This is a genomic window from Cupriavidus numazuensis (assembly GCF_905397435.1).
Taxonomy (GTDB): domain Bacteria; phylum Pseudomonadota; class Gammaproteobacteria; order Burkholderiales; family Burkholderiaceae; genus Cupriavidus; species Cupriavidus numazuensis.
On record NZ_CAJPVI010000031.1, the window covers coordinates 1 to 17042 of the forward strand.

General features: G+C 65.9%; 17 protein-coding genes and 1 pseudogene. 10 read left to right on the forward strand and 8 right to left on the reverse strand.

The genetic code is table 11. The features are described from left to right. The 3 genes and pseudogenes from KHO41_RS23040 to tssE all read left to right on the forward strand — a co-directional run. Positions 1-94, forward strand: a pseudogene (locus KHO41_RS23040) (IS5-like element ISCARN85 family transposase); the annotation flags it as partial. Positions 95-136: 42 nt separating this feature from the next. Beyond that, on the forward strand, positions 137-2632 hold the full coding sequence (gene tssH, locus KHO41_RS23045; protein WP_244873979.1) for a type VI secretion system ATPase TssH: 2496 nt from the start codon (positions 137-139) through the stop codon (positions 2630-2632). Then, on the forward strand, positions 2629-3063 hold the full coding sequence (gene tssE, locus KHO41_RS23050; protein ID WP_211955603.1) for a type VI secretion system baseplate subunit TssE: 435 nt from the start codon (positions 2629-2631) through the stop codon (positions 3061-3063). Before tssH ends, tssE begins: the two co-directional genes overlap by 4 nt. Positions 3064-3265: 202 nt before the next feature. On the opposite strand, the gene KHO41_RS23055 is transcribed toward tssE, so the two are convergent. After that, positions 3266-5569: a patatin-like phospholipase family protein gene (locus tag KHO41_RS23055; protein ID WP_244873980.1), complete on the reverse strand. Its 2304-nt coding sequence runs from the start codon at positions 5567-5569 to the stop codon at positions 3266-3268. On the opposite strand from KHO41_RS23055, the gene KHO41_RS41320 reads away from it, so the two are divergent. From KHO41_RS41320 to KHO41_RS23080, 5 genes are all read left to right on the forward strand, one after another. Then, a complete protein-coding gene (locus KHO41_RS41320; RefSeq protein ID WP_244873981.1) occupies positions 5568-6041 on the forward strand; it encodes a hypothetical protein in 474 nt (157 codons plus the stop codon). The genes KHO41_RS23055 and KHO41_RS41320 overlap by 2 nt on opposite strands. 44 nt (positions 6042-6085) lie before the next feature. Continuing rightward, entirely contained in the window at positions 6086-6415 is a 330-nt protein-coding gene (locus KHO41_RS23065; RefSeq protein WP_211955604.1) for a hypothetical protein, read from the forward strand. A gap of 102 nt (positions 6416-6517) precedes the next feature. Continuing rightward, the gene (locus tag KHO41_RS23070) at positions 6518-6718 is read left to right on the forward strand and encodes an oxidoreductase-like domain-containing protein (RefSeq protein WP_244873982.1); all 201 of its coding nucleotides are present in this window, start codon (positions 6518-6520) and stop codon (positions 6716-6718) included. Then, a complete protein-coding gene (locus KHO41_RS23075; RefSeq protein ID WP_211955605.1) occupies positions 6715-7539 on the forward strand; it encodes an NAD-dependent protein deacetylase in 825 nt (274 codons plus the stop codon). Before KHO41_RS23070 ends, KHO41_RS23075 begins: the two co-directional genes overlap by 4 nt. A gap of 338 nt (positions 7540-7877) precedes the next feature. Then, the gene (locus KHO41_RS23080; protein ID WP_211955606.1) at positions 7878-8777 is read left to right on the forward strand and encodes a DMT family transporter; all 900 of its coding nucleotides are present in this window, start codon (positions 7878-7880) and stop codon (positions 8775-8777) included. Positions 8778-8787: 10 nt separating this feature from the next. Here KHO41_RS23080 and KHO41_RS23085 read toward each other — a convergent pair whose 3' ends face one another. Further along, entirely contained in the window at positions 8788-10497 is a 1710-nt protein-coding gene (locus tag KHO41_RS23085; protein ID WP_211955607.1) for an N-acyl-D-amino-acid deacylase family protein, read from the reverse strand. Positions 10498-10543: 46 nt separating this feature from the next. Then, on the reverse strand, positions 10544-11557 hold the full coding sequence (locus tag KHO41_RS23090; protein ID WP_211955608.1) for a Bug family tripartite tricarboxylate transporter substrate binding protein: 1014 nt from the start codon (positions 11555-11557) through the stop codon (positions 10544-10546). A 147-nt stretch (positions 11558-11704) separates the two neighbouring features. Between KHO41_RS23090 and KHO41_RS23095 the strand changes: the two genes are divergently transcribed. Beyond that, on the forward strand, positions 11705-12643 hold the full coding sequence (locus tag KHO41_RS23095; protein ID WP_211955609.1) for a LysR family transcriptional regulator: 939 nt from the start codon (positions 11705-11707) through the stop codon (positions 12641-12643). A 3-nt stretch (positions 12644-12646) separates the two neighbouring features. Here KHO41_RS23095 and KHO41_RS23100 read toward each other — a convergent pair whose 3' ends face one another. The 3 genes from KHO41_RS23100 to KHO41_RS23110 form a co-directional block, all read right to left on the reverse strand. Beyond that, positions 12647-13201, reverse strand: coding sequence for a DUF1439 domain-containing protein (locus KHO41_RS23100; protein WP_211955610.1), 555 nt, complete (start codon positions 13199-13201; stop codon positions 12647-12649). A 114-nt stretch (positions 13202-13315) separates the two neighbouring features. Beyond that, positions 13316-13519, reverse strand: a complete 204-nt coding sequence (locus KHO41_RS23105; protein ID WP_211955611.1) for a SlyX family protein — start codon at positions 13517-13519, stop codon at positions 13316-13318. A 92-nt stretch (positions 13520-13611) separates the two neighbouring features. Further along, complete coding sequence (locus tag KHO41_RS23110; protein ID WP_211955612.1) at positions 13612-14049, reverse strand: VOC family protein; 438 nt, start codon at positions 14047-14049, stop codon at positions 13612-13614. 261 nt (positions 14050-14310) lie between these two features. Between KHO41_RS23110 and KHO41_RS23115 the strand changes: the two genes are divergently transcribed. Then, positions 14311-15246 carry a LysR family transcriptional regulator gene (locus KHO41_RS23115; protein WP_211955613.1) on the forward strand — a complete coding sequence of 312 codons (936 nt, stop codon included), beginning with the start codon at positions 14311-14313 and terminating at the stop codon, positions 15244-15246. 13 nt (positions 15247-15259) lie between these two features. Here KHO41_RS23115 and KHO41_RS23120 read toward each other — a convergent pair whose 3' ends face one another. Both KHO41_RS23120 and KHO41_RS23125 read right to left on the reverse strand, forming a co-directional pair. After that, entirely contained in the window at positions 15260-16036 is a 777-nt protein-coding gene (locus KHO41_RS23120; RefSeq protein ID WP_211955614.1) for an enoyl-CoA hydratase, read from the reverse strand. 22 nt (positions 16037-16058) lie between these two features. Continuing rightward, on the reverse strand, positions 16059-17027 hold the full coding sequence (locus tag KHO41_RS23125; protein WP_211955615.1) for a Bug family tripartite tricarboxylate transporter substrate binding protein: 969 nt from the start codon (positions 17025-17027) through the stop codon (positions 16059-16061). Positions 17028-17042: the final 15 nt, after the last annotated feature.

Sequence of the window (17042 nt, forward strand, 5' to 3'; positions counted from 1 at the left end):
AGGCTTTCGTCGCATCTTCTCCCGGTTCGACAAGCTGGACGTGATGTTCATCGCCTTCATCAATTTTGCGCTCATCGTCGACGGGCTCAGATAGTGTGAACAGGCCCTAGCGATCCTGCGGCGATATGAACTTGATGTGGATGGAATCTGGAATGGCCTGCTTACCGCGATTGACCGGCTGCCACACGACCTGCGCGGCAAGCCGGGATTGTCGGCACGTCTTGGCCAATGGCTGGAAGCCGCCTGGGTCAAGGCTTCCCTTGACAGCGGGGCACAATCGATCCGCTCCGCCCACCTCCTGGCCGCGTTGGCGGAGACTCCCAACCTGCTGCGGGCACCCGATGCCTGGCCATTGCTGAGTATTTCGGCGACACAGATTGAACGCCTGATTCCCGAGCTGAACAAGATTTCCACCGAAGCTGATTTGCCCGCTGCATCTCCGGCGCCGGTAGAACCACAGATGTCCGCCTCCCTAGCCCAGCCGCCGGCGTTGCCAACCCGACCGCTGCCGGGTCAGGCCGACACCTCTGCGCTGGCACGGTTCACTACCGACATCACGCAGAAGGCGCGCGACGGCAGAATCGACCCCGTGTTCGGCCGTGACACGGAGATCCGCCAGATGATCGATATTCTGGCGCGTCGCCGCAAGAACAATCCGATCCTGGTGGGCGAGCCGGGGGTAGGTAAAACGGCGCTGGTCGAAGGGCTGGCCCTCAAGATCGCGCAAGCGGATGTCCCGGCAGTCATCCGGGATGTCAGCGTGCTCACGCTGGATCTGGGGCTCCTGCAGGCCGGAGCTGGCGTCAAGGGAGAGTTCGAGCAGCGCCTCAAGAACGTGATAGAGGCCGTACAGCAGTCGCCCACGCCGATCTTGCTCTTTATCGACGAGGCGCACACGCTGATTGGCGCGGGCAACAATGCCGGCGGCGCCGACGCCGCCAACCTCCTGAAACCCGCGCTTGCACGCGGTGAACTACGCACGATCGCCGCAACGACGTGGTCGGAATACAAGCAGTACTTTGAGCGTGACGCGGCGCTTGAGCGCCGGTTCCAGATGGTCAAGGTCGATGAGCCAGACGATGAAGGCGCTTGCCTGATGTTGCGTGGACTCAAGGAGCGCTATGCGCAGCACCACGGGGTGCACATCACCGATGCAGCAGTTGCAGCAGCAGTCAAACTTTCGCGCCGGTATCTCACCGGGCGCCAGTTGCCGGACAAAGCGGTAGATCTGCTCGACACTGCCGCCGCTCGCGTGCGGATGAGCCAGGAGGCGACACCGGTCGCCATCTCCGCCTGCGAAGCCGAGCGCGCCGCACTGGAGGTCGAGCGAACCGCCCTGCGACAGGATCAGGGTGCCACCGGGACCAGCGACGCCGAACGGCTGGCGGCCATCGATGAGCGACTGGCTTCACTGGATGCCCAACACGAAGAGCTTGAGCGCACCTTTGCCGAACAGAAGGACTCCGCGCAGGCGCTGCTGGCCTTGCGTGGGCAATGGCAAGCCGCCTCGGATGCTTCGGCGCGCCGGGATCTGGAGCCGTCGATCCTGGCAGCACACCAGGTGCTCGCGCGTGCCGGCCAGACGTCGCTGATTCATGCGGAAGTCGATGAGAACGTCATCGCGCAGGTCATCGCCGACTGGACCGGGGTTCCAGTCGACAGCCAGCTGTCCAATGAACTCGCCACGTTGCTGGAATTGGAATCCCGCTTGGGTGAGGTGGTGGTGGGTCAGGACGAAGCGCTGGCCGCGCTTGGCAAGAGCCTGCGTGCCGCCAGGGCAGGGCTCAAGTCCGAGGAAGCACCCATTGGGGTCTTTCTGCTAGTCGGTCCGTCCGGAGTCGGCAAGACAGAAACTGCGCGAGCATTGGCCGACCTGATGTTTGGCGGAGAGCGATCGCTCATTACCATCAACCTGTCTGAATACCAGGAGGCACACACCGTCTCCCAGTTGAAGGGTTCGCCGCCGGGCTATGTCGGCTATGGCGAAGGCGGCATCCTGACCGAGGCCGTTCGCCAGCGCCCCTACAGTGTGGTGTTGCTGGATGAAGTGGAAAAGGCCCACCGCGATGTGCTGAACCTGTTCTACCAGGTGTTCGATCGCGGCTTCATGCGCGACGGCGAGGGCCGGGTCATTGACTTCCGCAACACGGTCATTCTCATGACGTCGAACCTTGGCAGCGATGAAATTCTTGCAGCCAACCAGGCCGTTGCCGAAGCTGGCGGCGATATCACCACCGCCATACTGATGGAGACCATCCGGCCCCAACTGGTGGACCATTTCCAGCCCGCGTTGCTGGCGCGCTTCCAGACCGTCGTATACCGTCCCCTCGCCGCCGAGGCCATGGAAAGGATCGTACGCATGAAGCTCGCGAAGGTGGCAACCCGCATCGAGCGCCGCTTCGGCGTGCCCCTGCACTGCGAGGACGCGCTGGTGGCCGAGTTGGTCCGTGCCTGCCTGCTCCCCGATTCCGGCGCCCGCAACATCGACAGCCTGCTGGATCAGCAGATTCTGCCTGTGCTGGCGCGCGAGTTGCTCGCGCGCATGATGGACACGCAAATCCTGGCCGCAATCCGGCTGTCGTTTTCCGAGGACGACGGTATTGGCGTGGAGATTGAAGAGGTGTCGCGGTGACGCGGGGCGGGCCAGGGCTCTTCGAGGCGGTGACGGGGTATTTTGCGAACGGCGTCGCCGTGGATGAGTTCGACCCGGCCACGCAGACTTTCCTGTCGGTGCAGGACAACATCCAGCGCATTCTCAACAGTCGCCGGGGCGGGCTGGCACACCTGCCCGACTATGGACTTGGCGACCTGTCGCGGATTTACCGCCACCTGCCAGCTTCCGCGCACACGCTCCAGCGCGAAATCGAGGCCACGCTGCTGCGCTACGAGCCACGTCTCAAGGCGATCGACATCACGATCGAGGAAACGGAGCCCGGCATGCTGCTGAGCTTCACCATGAGCTGCCACCTGCATCAGGCGGGGCTCGTGCGTTTCGGCACCCATTTCACGCCGGACGGCAAGACGCGGCTCAAGCTGCTGAAGGCCGTACAGGACCGGCACTGACCCATCGCGTTACGACGACAATCCCAATCCCCCTGATCGAGAACCCAAAAAAAATCGCCGCTTGCGGCGGCGATGGGGAAGGGGGGCGTCAGTCAAGACGGGGTCTGTGTCTCAACGACAAGTACATTATACCGTATGTATTAAGACATTACATACAACTTTAGTGGGGAAACGCTGAGCAACAATTGAATCGTCAACCCCTTCAGTAAGGCTTGCCGAGGAACAGATAAAAGCTGTAGACGCCCGCGGCAGCCCGCCCGTAGGCGAGATAAAGCGGGCCAACCGGGCTATCCAGCGCCAGGAAGATCGACCCCGACTTGAGCACCCCAGTCGGGCTGCCTGGCACCAGCGGCTGCCCCACGCGGCCCGCTTCCAGCGACATGCCGGCATAGACGCCTTCCAGCAGGCTCTGTCGCGCTAGCTTGTTGTAGTAGACGATGCGGGCGAACTGCAGGTCGGCGCCCAAAAGCTGCCCCGTGCTGTAGCCCGATTGCTGCAGGAATCCGCCCCACTGGAAGTAGTCGTAGCGCGGCAGCGGGTGGTCGCCGATCTTGCTGCCCGCCTTGAACCCCAGGTTGAACGTGTTGTTGCCGAACGAAAAGGCGTAGGTGCCGTCGATGGTGCCTTTGACATAGGCCTGCTCGGCGCCCAGCCCAGGCTGGGCGCCATAGAGCTTCAGCCAGCCGGCATAGCCGCTGCGAGGAAAGGATGTGCTGTCGAGCTGATCCAGGAAGAGTCGCCCCGTGATCGCCCCGAGGCGGATATGGCCGGGCCCGGGCGCCAGTTGCGCGGGACCTGTACTGAGCGAAGCATCGAGGGAGCCGACTTGCACGCCGATGCGCGCTTCACCGTACTTGGTGAACTGGCTGCCGAAGTCCAGCGACGCGCTGTAGCTGCGCACGTCGTACTGCGCGATGCGGGTGTTGCCCTGGAAAATATTGACCGGCCTGCGCTCCAGGTCGATGCGCGGCGCCACGAAGAAGTACTGGCGCGTGTTGAGCGGCTGGTAGAACTCGCTGTGCAGCGCAGAGGTCTGGCCGACCTGCAGGTCGTTGCGCCATTCGGCGCCGAGCGAGTTGATCCACGGGCGCCGATGGCTGGCGACGAGGTTGAAATAGGACTCGCCGCGGAAATCCGTGGTCAATCCCAAGCCGAAGCGCAGGTAGTTCGGGCCGTAGGTCTTCTCCACGGCATCGACGGCCATGATGTGCCGGCCCGGCTCCTCCAGGAAGCCGTAGTTCACATGCTCGAAGTCGCCGGTGCCGAATAGGTGCCGCATGTCGAGATCAAGCTGCGCCTGGTCGATCGGTTCCCCGGGCTTGGTCTCCATGACCGAGGCGGAATAAGCGGGGTTGACCCGCTGCATCGGCGCGAAGCGGATCTCGTCGACGGGACGCAGGTCCGGCGGATCCAGGGACTGCTGGCGCGTGCGCAGCGCGGCGTACTGCTCTGCGGGCAAGGCCAGCGGCGCGAGGCGATCGGCCACCTTGCGCGCGGCGGCTTCGCCGACGGGAATGGTGTTAGTCAGGTGATCGAAATCGCTGGCCGAGAAATCGCCAAGCTCCGGCAGGATCAGCACATCCGTGGGCTTGAGCAAGGCCAGTGAACTGCGCACGTTCTGCTCGGTCAGGATGTTCAGCATCTGTCCCGTGACGCCGAGGATCGAATTCAGTTCGTCGCGCCGCATCAGCGGCGTGCCGAGGTTCACCGCAATGACAATGTCGGCGCCCATCTGGCGCGCCACGTCCACCGGCAGGTTATCGGTCAGGCCGCCATCCACGAGCAGGCGCCCTTCGTACTCGGCCGGCGCGACCGCGCCGGGCACGGACATGCTGGCGCGCATTACCTGCGCCAGTTCGCCCTTGCTGAAGACCACCGGCGTGCCCGCGACGAGATCGGTGGCCACGGCGCGGTAGGGAATCGGCAGCCGGTCGAAGTCGCGGTAGCCGGGTACCTTGGCCAGCTGGCGCAGCACGGTCTCGAGCTGCACGCCGGATACCGCCCCTTTGGGCAACTGGATGCTGCCGTCCTTGATGCCGATCTCGGGCGTGAACAGGTTGGTGTAGTCGTCCAGCTTGCGGCGCACCGTCAGGTCCTGGCGCGGCGGGCGCTCCTTGAAGATTTTCGCGGTGGACAGGCCGGCCACCAGCTGTTCCATGTCGGCGGGTGACATGCCGCTGGCATAGGCACCGCCGACGAGCGAGCCCATGCTGGTGCCGGCGATGCAGTCCACCGGCACGCGCATTTCTTCCAGCACTTTGAGCACGCCGATATGCGCCGCACCGCGCGCGCCGCCGCCGGACAGTACCAGGCAGATGCGCGGGCGGCCGAGACCCGGGGGTGGTACGGTCGGGGGCGGGGCCGGCGTGACGGCGGGCGGTGGCCCTGGCGCCGGCGTTGGCTGCTCCGTGGCCGTAGCCGTGGCCGCGCGCGCGCTGTCGACTGCCAGCAGCAATGCGGCAGCAAGCAGCGCAGCCAACCATCGGGGTCGGATCGCAACGTTCATGGGACAGATCAGCGGACGCCGGATGTACGGCTCGGGTCTGGCTCAGGTGGCCGTGCCGTGCAAAGGCCGGCCATGCTTGCGGATATCTTGGCGCAAAGCGCGTGGCCCCGAGTCCACCGTCGAAACAATTCATCATGGCCAGCGGAAGCGTTCAGATCGCCGCATCGCAGTCCGGCCTGCCAGCCGCCGCGCGAACGACTACCATCTACAGGACGAGCAAGGTTCTGGGCTACGAATGTACGGGTACTTCTTCTACCAGACCGCCGTCGGGCAACTGACCTTGATTCCACGGGAAAAAGACTGGATGTTGATGCTGGGCAGCGGCGTTGTCGGCCGCTTTCCGGATGCCCAGACGGCGGTGGACGCCCTGTACGGGGGCGAATTGCACGTGCGCGGGCGCCCGCTGGACGCCAACGGCCTTGGTGTGCCCAGGCGCGCACACGACTGGCTCTACCATGTGTTGAGCCGTTGAACGATCCAGCCGGCACGCCGGCGCCCGTAGAAGGGGGAACCGCCATGACAGCCCTTGTCGAGTGGACCCGGGAGCATACGTGCCGTCTCTTCCCGATGTCAGCGCAATACAGCGCGGGCGACGGTAGCCGGGTGCAGGTGAACTGGCAGGCCGAACCGCCGGGTGCCGGGGTGATACGCCCGCGCCACGGCGCGGCGCTGCAGTTCGACCAGGACGTGATCGATGCGGTCTATCTGGCCGACCCAGCCGAACTTGCGCGTATCGGCGGCCGGCTGACGGATCTGGTGTCGCGCTGGCTGGCTGGCGATGACATCGCTTGCATGACGGGCGATGTGCTGGTGATTCCGGTGGGGGACGCGTTGCTGAATCACTAGTCCGCGGCCAGCGTCGAGATCGCCACACCAGCCTGCTTCCCGCGCCGGGAATATACTGTTGGCAACCCCGGCATCGCCGGTTTAGCCATTCCGAGTTGTTCCGTGCCAGACCATCCCGATCAAGACGACCCCCGTCCCGTGCCGCCCGAGCAGCCCGGCGACAACGAATGCTGCGGCTCCGGCTGCGATCCCTGCATCTTCGATTACTACTATCAGGAGCAGCAGCGCTACCGCGACGAACTGAAGGCGTGGGAAGCGCGCCAGGCCGCGCGCCAGTCGGCCGCCGAGGATTCGCCCACTTGAGCGCGCTCGGCGACTTCGTGCGGCGCCATCCGCGCCTGTTCGTGCTGACCGGCGCGGGCATCAGCACCGATTCCGGCATTCCCGGCTACCGCGATGCGAATGGGCAGTGGCAGCGTTCGCAGCCGATCACGCTGCAGGCCTTCCTGGGTTCGCATGCGGGGCGCCAGCGCTACTGGGCGCGCAGCATGATCGGCTGGCCCGTGGCGGCCGGCGCGCAGCCCAATGCCGGCCATCACGCATTGGCGACGCTGGCGCGGCAAGGGCATGTGACGCGTCTTGTCACGCAGAACGTGGACGGGCTGCACCAGCGTGCCGGCAGTGAGGATGTGATCGAGCTGCACGGCAGCATCGGCAGTGCAATCTGCCTGTCGTGCGGCACACGCCATGACCGCGCCGGCTTGCAGCGCTGGCTCACCGAGCAGAACGGCGAATTGCGCGATGTGATTGCCGAGCCTGCCGCTGACGGCGATGCCCACTTCGAATCACCGCTGTTCGCGCATTTCCGCGTGCCGTCGTGCGAGCGGTGCGACGGCCTGCTGAAGCCCGACGTGGTTTTCTTCGGCGAATCCGTACCGCGCGAGCGCGTCGATGACGCGCGCGAAGCCTTGGCGCAGTCGGACGCAGTGCTCGTGGTCGGCTCGTCGCTGACGGTGTATTCGGGCTACCGCTTCTGCGTGTGGGCCGAACAGATGGGCAAGCCCGTGGCCGTGGTCAATCTGGGCGTGACGCGTGCCGATCCGATGCTAGCGCTCAAGGTCGAGGAGCCTTGCGCACAGGCGCTGTCGGACTTGACGGCGCTGCTTGCATCGCCCGGTGATTGACCCGCACGCGTTCGCCCGTTAGCATCGCTTCATTCGTCTTACCGTTTTCCACGCTTCCGACATCATGAACGCAGCCCGCCATCGCCACGCCCAGCCAGCCCTTGCGGCCGGTGCGCGCGCACGCGGTCTCGCTGCGCTGGTGGCGGTGGCTTCTCCGCCTCCTGTCGCGTCGCCACCCCCGGCGACCGCCGGCGCCCATCCGCCGCCGGCATTGCTTGGCTGACGGGTTCTCCCGCAGCGCCTCTCTACGTCTCCGGTAACACCACCCTTGGCGCTTCAATGCGCTGATGGCGCACGCGTGTGCCGGAGCCTGCCATGCATTCGACAGGTGCAACACCATGCGCATTGACCATCAACTGGCGGCACAGACCGATGCCGCTTCCGGCCAGCGTACGCTGGCCTCTCTGGGCGCCACGCCCCTTTTCGTGCTGCTGTGGAGCAGCGGCGCGATCTTTGCCCGCTGGGCGCTCGACCATGCCACGCCGTTCGCGCTGCTCACGCTGCGCTTTGCGCTGGCGCTTGCCGTCCTCATCGCCATCGCGCTTGCGCAGGGGCAGCTGTTGCCGCGGCGTGGTGAACGGTACCAGGCCGCGCTGGCGGGTTTGCTGATGGTGGCGGGATATTCGATCGGCTACTTCCTGGCGCTCGAGCGCGGCCTGACACCGGGCGTGCTGGCCACCATCCTCGGCGCGCAGCCGATGCTCACGCTGTTGCTGACCGAGCGGCGCTTTGGCGCGGCGCGGATGGCGGGACTGGCCTTGTCCCTTGCCGGCCTGGCCATGGTGGTAGCCGACAGCCTGCTGATGGCGCGGTTGTCGCCGGCCGGCGTGTTGTTCGCGCTGGCCTCGCTGATGAGCGTGACGATAGGCGCGATCCTGCAAAAGCGCCTCACCAGCACGCCTGCGCAGGTGCTGCCGCTGCAGTATGGCGTGAGCACTTTGGCATGCCTGCTGTGCCTGACGTTCCAGCCGTTCGCGTTCGATGCGACGCTGGCCTTCTTCGTGCCGCTGGCGTGGCTGGCGCTCGTGATCTCGGTGGCCGCGACGCTGCTGTTCTACAGGCTGATCCGGGCCGGCAACCTCGTCAACGTGACGAGCCTGTTCTATCTCGTGCCGGCGGGCACGGCCGTGTTCGACTATCTGCTGCTGGGGAACCGGCTGGCGCCGATGGCGATCGCGGGGATGGGGGCGATCCTGGCCGGGCTGGCGGTCGTGTTCCGGCGCAGGCCGGAACACTGAACCGATCGTGTCAGGCCGCCGCCTTGCCCCGCAACAGCTTGCCGGGCAGGGCGCCGGTGGCTTGCTTGTTCTCGAAGATCGGCACGCCGGCCACCAGTGTCGCCAGATAGCCATCGGCTTCCTGCACCAGGCGGCGTCCGCCGGCGGGCAGGTCGAAGGCCATGCGCGGCGCGTGCAGCTTCAGGCTGTCATAGTCGATCACGTTGATGTCCGCCTTCATGCCCGGCTGCAGCGTGCCGCGGTCGGACAGGCCATAGAGCCTGGCGGTGTCCGCGGTCTGCCGTTTGACCAGGGCTTCGAGCGGCAGGCGAGGGCCACGCGTGCGTTCACGCGCCCAGTGGGTCAGCATGAACGTCGGCATGCTGACGTCGCAGATATAGCCGCAGTGCGCGCCGCCGTCGGACAGGCTGTTCACGGTGGCCGGATGCTGCAGCATCTCGTGCAAGTGCGTGAGCGAGCCGTACGAGTAGTTGAAGCTCGGGTAGTACAGGATCGCGCGGCCGTCCTGTTCCAGCATCAGGTCATAGATGGCGGCGAGCGGCGTCTGTCCGCGCCGGGCCGCAATTGCGGCGACGCTGGTTTCGGGTGGCGGTTCATAGTCGGGCGTGTCACCGAGCGGGAAGATGCGCTCGAAGTGTCCGAACATTGCTTCCAGACCTTTGTCCATTCGCGCGCGCGGCTCGGTCAGGATACGCTCGCGCACGGCGGGATCGCGCAGCCTGGACAGGCGTGCCTCGAAGCTCAGGCTGGCCAGTTCCTGGAATGCCGGACACGCGATGAACGGGTGCAGCGAACTCTGCCACGAGAACAGCAGCCCCAGTGGCCGCCCGCTGATGCCGCCATACAGCGGCACGCCGCCGGCATGCGCCTGGTCGAGCGCGGCCAGCAGGTCGCGCCACAGGTCGGGCGCGGGATCGGTCTGCTGCAGGTTGAACAACACTGGCAGCTTGTTGTGGCGCGCGAGCCGTTCGAGCCACGGCAGCTCGTTGCCCATCGACACATGGTTGGCCGTCATCTGGAACACGCCGTGGCCGACCTCGCCCAGCACGCGGCCGAGGCTCGTGATCTCGTCGCCGCTCGCGAACGTGCCGGGCGGGTACTTGCGTTCGTCGTACTTGTGCAGGAAGGTGCGCGACGTCGAAAAGCCGAGCGCGCCCGCTGCCATGCCTTCGCGCATCAGCCGGCACATCTGGTCGAGATCCTGCGGCGTGGCCTCGTCATGGTGGATGCCGCGCTCGCCCATCACATACGCGCGCAGCGCCGCGTGCGGAATCTGCGCGCCGATGTCGAGGGCCTTGGGCCGGCGGTCCAGCGCGTCCAGATATTCCGGGAAGGTCTCCCAGTCCCACTGGATGCCTTCGGACAGCACCGAGCCGGGGATGTCCTCGACGCCTTCCATCACCTTGATCAGCCACGAGCGGTCGGCCGGGCGCACCGGCGCGAAGCCGACGCCGCAGTTGCCCATCACGGCCGTGGTGACGCCGTGCCAGGTCGAAGGCGACAGATACGGGTCCCACGTGGCCTGGCCGTCGTAGTGGGTGTGGATGTCGATCCAGCCCGGCACGACCAGCGCGCCATTGGCATCGAGTTCGCGCCGCGCGGCGCCGGCCTTGCCGCCAGCCTGGGTAACGCGCCCGCCGTCGATAGCAAGGTCGCCCTGATAGGCCGGCTGGCCGGTGCCGTCGACGATGGTGCCGCCACGGATGACTAAATCGTGCATTGCGTGTTCCTTTGTCCGTGTCTTGTAGGGTTTGCTGACGAGGCGATCAGTCGAGCTTGAGCCCGATGCGCTTGATCACCGCGCCCCAGCGTTCATAGTCGTTGGCCACGATCTGCCTGAAGGCATCGGGGCCGGCGCCGCTGATCTCGTTGCCCTGGGCCCGGATCAGTTCGGCGATATCGGGGGCTTCCACGGCAGTGCGGAACGCGTTGGCGATCTTCTGGGCGATGGCCGGCGGCAGCTTGCCGGGCCCGAACACGCCTTGCCAGCCGACGATGTCGAGTCCCGGGACGCCCTGTTCGGCCATGGTCGGCAGGTCCGGCAGCACCGTCAGGCGCTTGTCGGCCGCCACGCCGAGCAGCTTGACCTTGCCCGCGCGCGCGTTTTCCACGGCGGTGGAGGTGCCGTCGAAATAGACCTGCACGTCGCCGGCCAGCAGCGCGCGCGTGGCGTCGGCGGTGCCCTTGTACGGTACGTGGACCATCTCGATGCCGGCGCGCTGCTGCAGGATCTCGCCGTTCAAATGCGAGGTAGAGCCGAGGCTGTACGACGCGAAGTTGAGCGCGCCCGGATGCTGCTTGGCGTAGCTCACCATCTCGCGCACGTTGTTGAACGGCGCGTTGCGGTTGGCCACGAGCACGGTGGCAGAACGCACGAGTTGGACCACCGGCGTGAAGTCCTTGAACGCGTCGTACGGCAGCTTGTTGTAGAGATGCGGATTCTGCGTGTGCGTGACGACGATGGTGTAGAGCAGCGTGTGGCCGTCGGCCGGGGCATGCGCCACATCCGCTGCGCCGATGAACGTGCCGGCGCCCGGCTTGTTATCGATGATCAGGTTCGCGCCGGTCTGGTCCGACACGCGCTTGGCGATCAGGCGCAGCAGGCCGTCACTGCCCGACCCGGCGCTGAACGGCACCACCACGCGTACCGGCTTGCCGGCCTGCGGCCAGTCGTTGGGAGATGCCGCACTGGCGGCGTTGCCGGCGAGCGCGGCGACGGTGACGGCGAATACAAGGCTCAGGCGCGTAGTGCGGCGCGCTTGCGGGGCAAGGCTGTCCATCTTGTCTCCTGTTCCGTAATGGAAGGTCGCAGCCTGGCGCCGGTGGGTCGCCGAATGCTCTTTGGCAGGTCTGCGAGCCGAGTATAGGGATTGCCGCCCAGTGAAATCCAATGCATATTTGTGGCCCTCCCTATGAAATAAATCTATATGCTCAGCTTGCGTCGTCTCGAGCATTTCGCGGTGCTGGCCGAAGAGCGCAGCTTTTCGCGCGCCGCGCGCCGGCTCAACCTGACCCAGCCGGCGCTGACGCGCAGCATCCAGACGCTCGAGGAAACGCTGGAGCTGCAACTGGTGGACCGTGCTGCGAGCGGGCTGGTGCTGACGGAAGCCGGCGCAATGGTGCTGGAGCGCTCACGCCGCATGCTTGGCGATGTACGTGCGCTGCAGCGCGAAGCGGGGCGGCTGCGCGGCTTCGAGACGGGGACGGTGAACTTTGGCGTGGGTTCTTTCCCTGCCGCGGCCTTCCTCGGTTCCGTGATGACACGTGTGGCGCGCGACTATCCCGGGCTGGTGGTGCGCGTGGAAACCGAGAGCTGGCGTCGGTTGCTCGAAAAGCTGCAGCGCGACGAACTGGACTTCGTCGTGGCCGTGACCCACAGCCTGCCGCCGCCGGCGGATTTCCAGGTGCGGGAGTTGCCAGCGCAGCGCATGGGGTTCTTTGTGCGTCCGGGACATCCGCTGGCCGGACTGGGCCAGGAATCGGTGCGCGGGCAGATCGCCGGCTTCGGGCTTGCTACGACCACGCTGCCGCCACGCGCGCGCAGCGAACTGGCAGCGCTTTTCGGACTGCCCAGTGCCGACGAACTGCCGGTACGGCTGGAGTGTGACAACGTGCAGGTGTTGTGCGAGGTGGCCGGCGCGTCTGACGCGGTGCTGTTCGCGACCCACGAGGCTGTGCGCAGGGAGTTGGCCGCGGGAACGCTGGCGCCACTGATACTGGAATACCTCGCTCCGGCGCCTTTACCGCTGACGCTGGTGTACCCCGGTGGACGCAATCTGTCAGGCGCAGCCCAGTTGCTGGTCGGGCTGCTGGAGGAGTGTGCCGGCTGTCCTGTCACGCCACAAGCGCCTCCGCCGGCCGGCTGAGCGCTACTGGTCCTTCACTTCGACCCGAATCCCTTCGGGCGCCACGGTGATCGCGCCGGGTTCGACGTCCTTGCCGCCGAAGCGCAGCTCCTCCGGCTTGAACGTGTAGATCGGGTAATCCTTCAGCAGTTGCTGCGCGACCACCGCGCCGATGGCATTGAGCTGCTCCTTGTACAACGCCATGCCTTGGACTTCCACGTCCTGCACGGTCGGGTTGTCCAGCAGCACGGCGCGTTGCGCCTTGTCGTAGCGCAGCCCGCTGTTCAGCGAAAGCGTGCCGTTGACCGGCGGCGATGCCGTCAGCGCGTTGGTGAGCCGGGCATCCATCTGCGTCGTGATGCGGTTGTTGGCATCGTCGAGCACCAGGCGCGGGTGCGTGAGCTGGACGCTGACGACCTGCGCATAGCGCAGTGTGGCCGGGAAGCGCTTGTCCACGGCCTGCTGCAGTTCTTGCTTCGTGAACGTGTATTCGCCCGTCCAGATGTTGTAGCCGGCGTGGGCGGCGGTCGTCACGGCGAGGGTCGCCGCGGCAAGCAATAGGCGTCGATGAAGGCGCATGAGGCTGGGTGCGCGCATGGGCGCAATGTTGTCTGCGTAGTGCCTGTCAGACACGGATCGGCAGAGGAGCGTTCCAGTGCGGGAACAAAGGCACGGCCAAGTGCCGCCTGAGGCTCAGTAGTGCGGGGGGATTTCGTGCTGCGGGTTGGACTCGGCAGCCGTCGAGGGCGCGCTGGTCACCTGCTGATAGAGCGCGCGGAACTGCTCCTGCAGCAGGTCAAGCTGTCGCTGCTGGCGCGCGACGGTCAGGTTCAGCGTTTCGAGCAGGTCTTCCTGGAACGCGAGCTTGATCTCGAGTTCGTCGAGGCGGTCATCCATGGCGGTATCTCCGGCTTGGTCTCCGGCAAGGGCGCCGAGCCGCGCATTGTAAGCGAGGCGAGGCCCCCTTGCGGGTCAGTCGGAGCGCCGCCTTACTGGTGCTGGGCAGGCTTGATCAGCATCCACAGCACGCCGAAGCGGTCCGTCACCATGCCGAACTTCTCGGCGAAGAAGGTCGTGGACAGCGGCATCATCACCTGGCCGCCTTCGGTCAGGCCGTTGAATGCCTTTTCCAGTGCCGCTACGTTGTCGTAGGTGATCGACAGCGCGACGCCCTGGAATTGCGGATTGCCGGTGCAGCGCCCGTCGGACACCATGATCAGGCTGTCGCCGACCTTGAACTCGGCGTGCATGACCTTGTCATCCATGGCGGCAGTAGGACCGCAGCCTTCGCCGGCACCGACCTTGTCCTTTTCGGGATTGTCCTTGAACCGCATCAGCATGCCGGGCTTGGCGTCGATCGTCTTTTTGTAGAACTCGAGTGCTTCCTCGCAACGGCCTTCAAAGAACAGATAAGGCTGGACTAGCATGGACATCTCCTGTTGGGGGACACGCTTGCGCATGGCCGGAGGGAATCAGTCTTGGGGCCGGGAACGTTGCATCCGCGGCGAGCGGCGGCACTGCGTTTGTGTACGCCGTCCACAATACCTTAGCAAAGAAACTGGACGGCGTCCACATCGATATGCCGGCACCTCAGCGGCGCCCTCTACGGCACAAGGGATGGCATAGAATGACCGCGCCGCCTCCATTCAATCTGGCACGGCGGCTACAGACACACAAATGGGGTTGCATTGCGTTACGAACTGACCGACCTGCGCCTGTTCCAGGCCATTGCCGACGCGCAGAGCCTTTCCGGCGGGGCGACTGCCACGCACATCACGGCGTCGGCGGCGAGCTACCGGCTGAAGAATCTCGAGCATGCGATGGGCACGCCGCTATTCGTGCGCAATGCGCGCGGCATGGAGCTGACGCCGGCCGGCGAGACGCTGCTGGTCCACGTGCGCGAACTGCTGCTCGGCGTGGAGCGCATGCACGGCGAGGTCGGGCGCTTCTCCGCCGGGCTCAAGGGCCACATCCGGCTGCTGGCGAACAGTAGCTCGCTCAACGGTTTCATCATTCCGAGCGTGAGCCGCTTCCTGACGGCCAATCCGGACGTGAACATCGACCTGGAAGAACGCGCGAGCCAGGCGATTCTGACTGCGGTGGCTGCGCATGAAGCCGACGTCGGCATCCTCGCTGGCGACTTCGATACCACCGGCGTGCGCGCGGTGCGCTATGCCGTCGACGAGTTGATTCTTGCCGTGGCGGCGGACCACCCGCTCGCGCGCGAGGCGGAGGTGCGCTTCGGCGCGGCGCTCGCGTTCGATTTCGTATGCATGAGCCGCACCAGCAGCAACTTCCTGTTCTTGCGCGATATGGCGCAACGTGCGGGCAAAGGCCCCAATGTACGACTGCATGCGCACAGCTTCGAGGCGGTGCTGTCGCTGGCGGAGGCGGGAGTCGGTGTGGCGCTGGTGCCGCGCAGTGTCGCGGCGGCCGCGTTGCGCGACGCGCGCGTGGTGGGCGTGCGGCTGGCCGAGTCGTGGGCGCTGCGCGAACTCAACCTGATCGTGCGCGCCGATGGCAAGCTGCCCGGGTTTGCGGCAGCGTTCGTGCAGTTCCTGCTCAATGATCCGCGCGTGGCGGCCACGCGCGAGGGCGGCGCGGTCGCGTCGACCGCGCCTTAATCACTATGCGGATTTACCGCTTGCGATTCAGGAACGTCGCCATGTGATGCTGCGGCTCGCCGGTATCGAACGCGCGGCCAAACTCAGCCACGCTGTTGTTGATCGATACATCGAGCGGCGCTTCTTCCCACTCGCGCAGCAGACGCTTCTGCTGGCGCACGACCTGCGGTCCGAAGCCGGCAAACAATGCGGCAATGCGTTCGACTTCGTCGTCCAACTCAGCCAGCGGCACCACGCGGTTCACCAGTCCCCACGACAGCGCCTCTTCGGCGCCGCACAGTTCGCCTGTCAGCAGCATCCACGCAGCACGCGCGTTGCCGACCAGCCGCGGCATCAGCGCCGCGTGGATCACGGACGGGATGCCGACCTTGACCTCGGGCATGCCGAACTGGGCGTTGTCCGCGGCAATGCGGATATCGCACGCCAGCGCCAGTTCCAGACCGCCGCCGAGACACCAGCCCGGCATGCGCGCGATCACCGGCACCGGAAAGTGCCGCAGCGCATCGCATAGGCCGCGCAGGCCGCTGATGAAGACCTCGGCGCTTTCGCGCGTCAGCGCGGCCATCTCCTTGATGTCGGCGCCGCCGATAAAGCCCTTTGCACCGGCGCCGGCCACGACCAGCACGCGCACGGCGTCATTGGCGGCCAGTGCGTTCACCGCGCGCGTCAGGTCCGCGATCACCGGCGTGCTGAGGATGTTCAGCGAGCCCGCTTCACGGATGGTCAGCGTGGCAACGCCGCGCCCGTCGATCTCGACGCCGGCGTGCGTGTTGGAGGCGTGTTCGCTCATGATGTGTTCCTCGATGTGTGGCTTATTGCAGCTTCGTGAAGTGGATATCCTCGACCACCTTCTTCCAGTGCGCATTCTGCGTACGGATCAGTTCGCCGAATGCCTTGCGCGAGGTCCAGGCCGGAATCGCGCCCTGCTTCTCGATGGCGGTGATGACCTCCGGCTCCGCCAGGACCTTGCGCACGGCGTCGTTGAGCTTGTCGAGGATCGGCGCAGGCGTGCCGGCCGGCGCGCCGACGCCGAACCACGACGGGTTGTTCATGGCGCCCAGCCCGGCTTCGGCGTACGTCGGCACGTTTGGCAGCACCTTCAGCCGCTGCTTCGCCGCGACCGCCAGCGGCTTGAGCTTGCCGCCCTGGATCAGCCCCGACGAAGACGGAATATTGTCGAACACGACCTGGATCTGGCCGGCCACCGCATCGTTGAGCGCCGGGCCCAGGCCCTTGTACGGCACGTGCAGCATACGCGTGCCGGTCTCGTTCATGAACAGCTCGCCGTTCATATGGCTCAGACCGCCGTTGCCGGACGAGCCGAACGAATACTTGCCCGGGTTGGCCTTCAGCAGCTTGATGAACGCCTGCAGGTCGGTCGCCGGGAAGGCCGGGTTCACGACCAGCACGTTGGGCACATCGGCCAGGTTGCTGATTGGATCGAAGTCCTTCACCGGGTCATAGGCGGTCTTCAGGTACACGTTCGGGTTCACCGCGTGCGAGCTTTCGACTTCCATCACCAGCGTGTAGCCATCGGGCGTCTGCTTGGCCGCGTAAGCGCTGCCCACCGCGCCGCCCGCGCCGGGGCGGTTCTCCACGACCACGGGCTGGCCAATCACCGGCCCGAGCCGCGTGCCGACGATGCGCGCGATGATGTCGGTGGTGCCGCCGGCCGCGTAGGGCACGATCAGCTTGATCGGGCGATCGGGCCAGGCCGCCTGCGCGGTGCCCGCCACGCTGAGGCCGGCCAGCAAGGCAAGCGCAGGAAAAGTCGTTTTCATCAGGTGTCTCCGTAT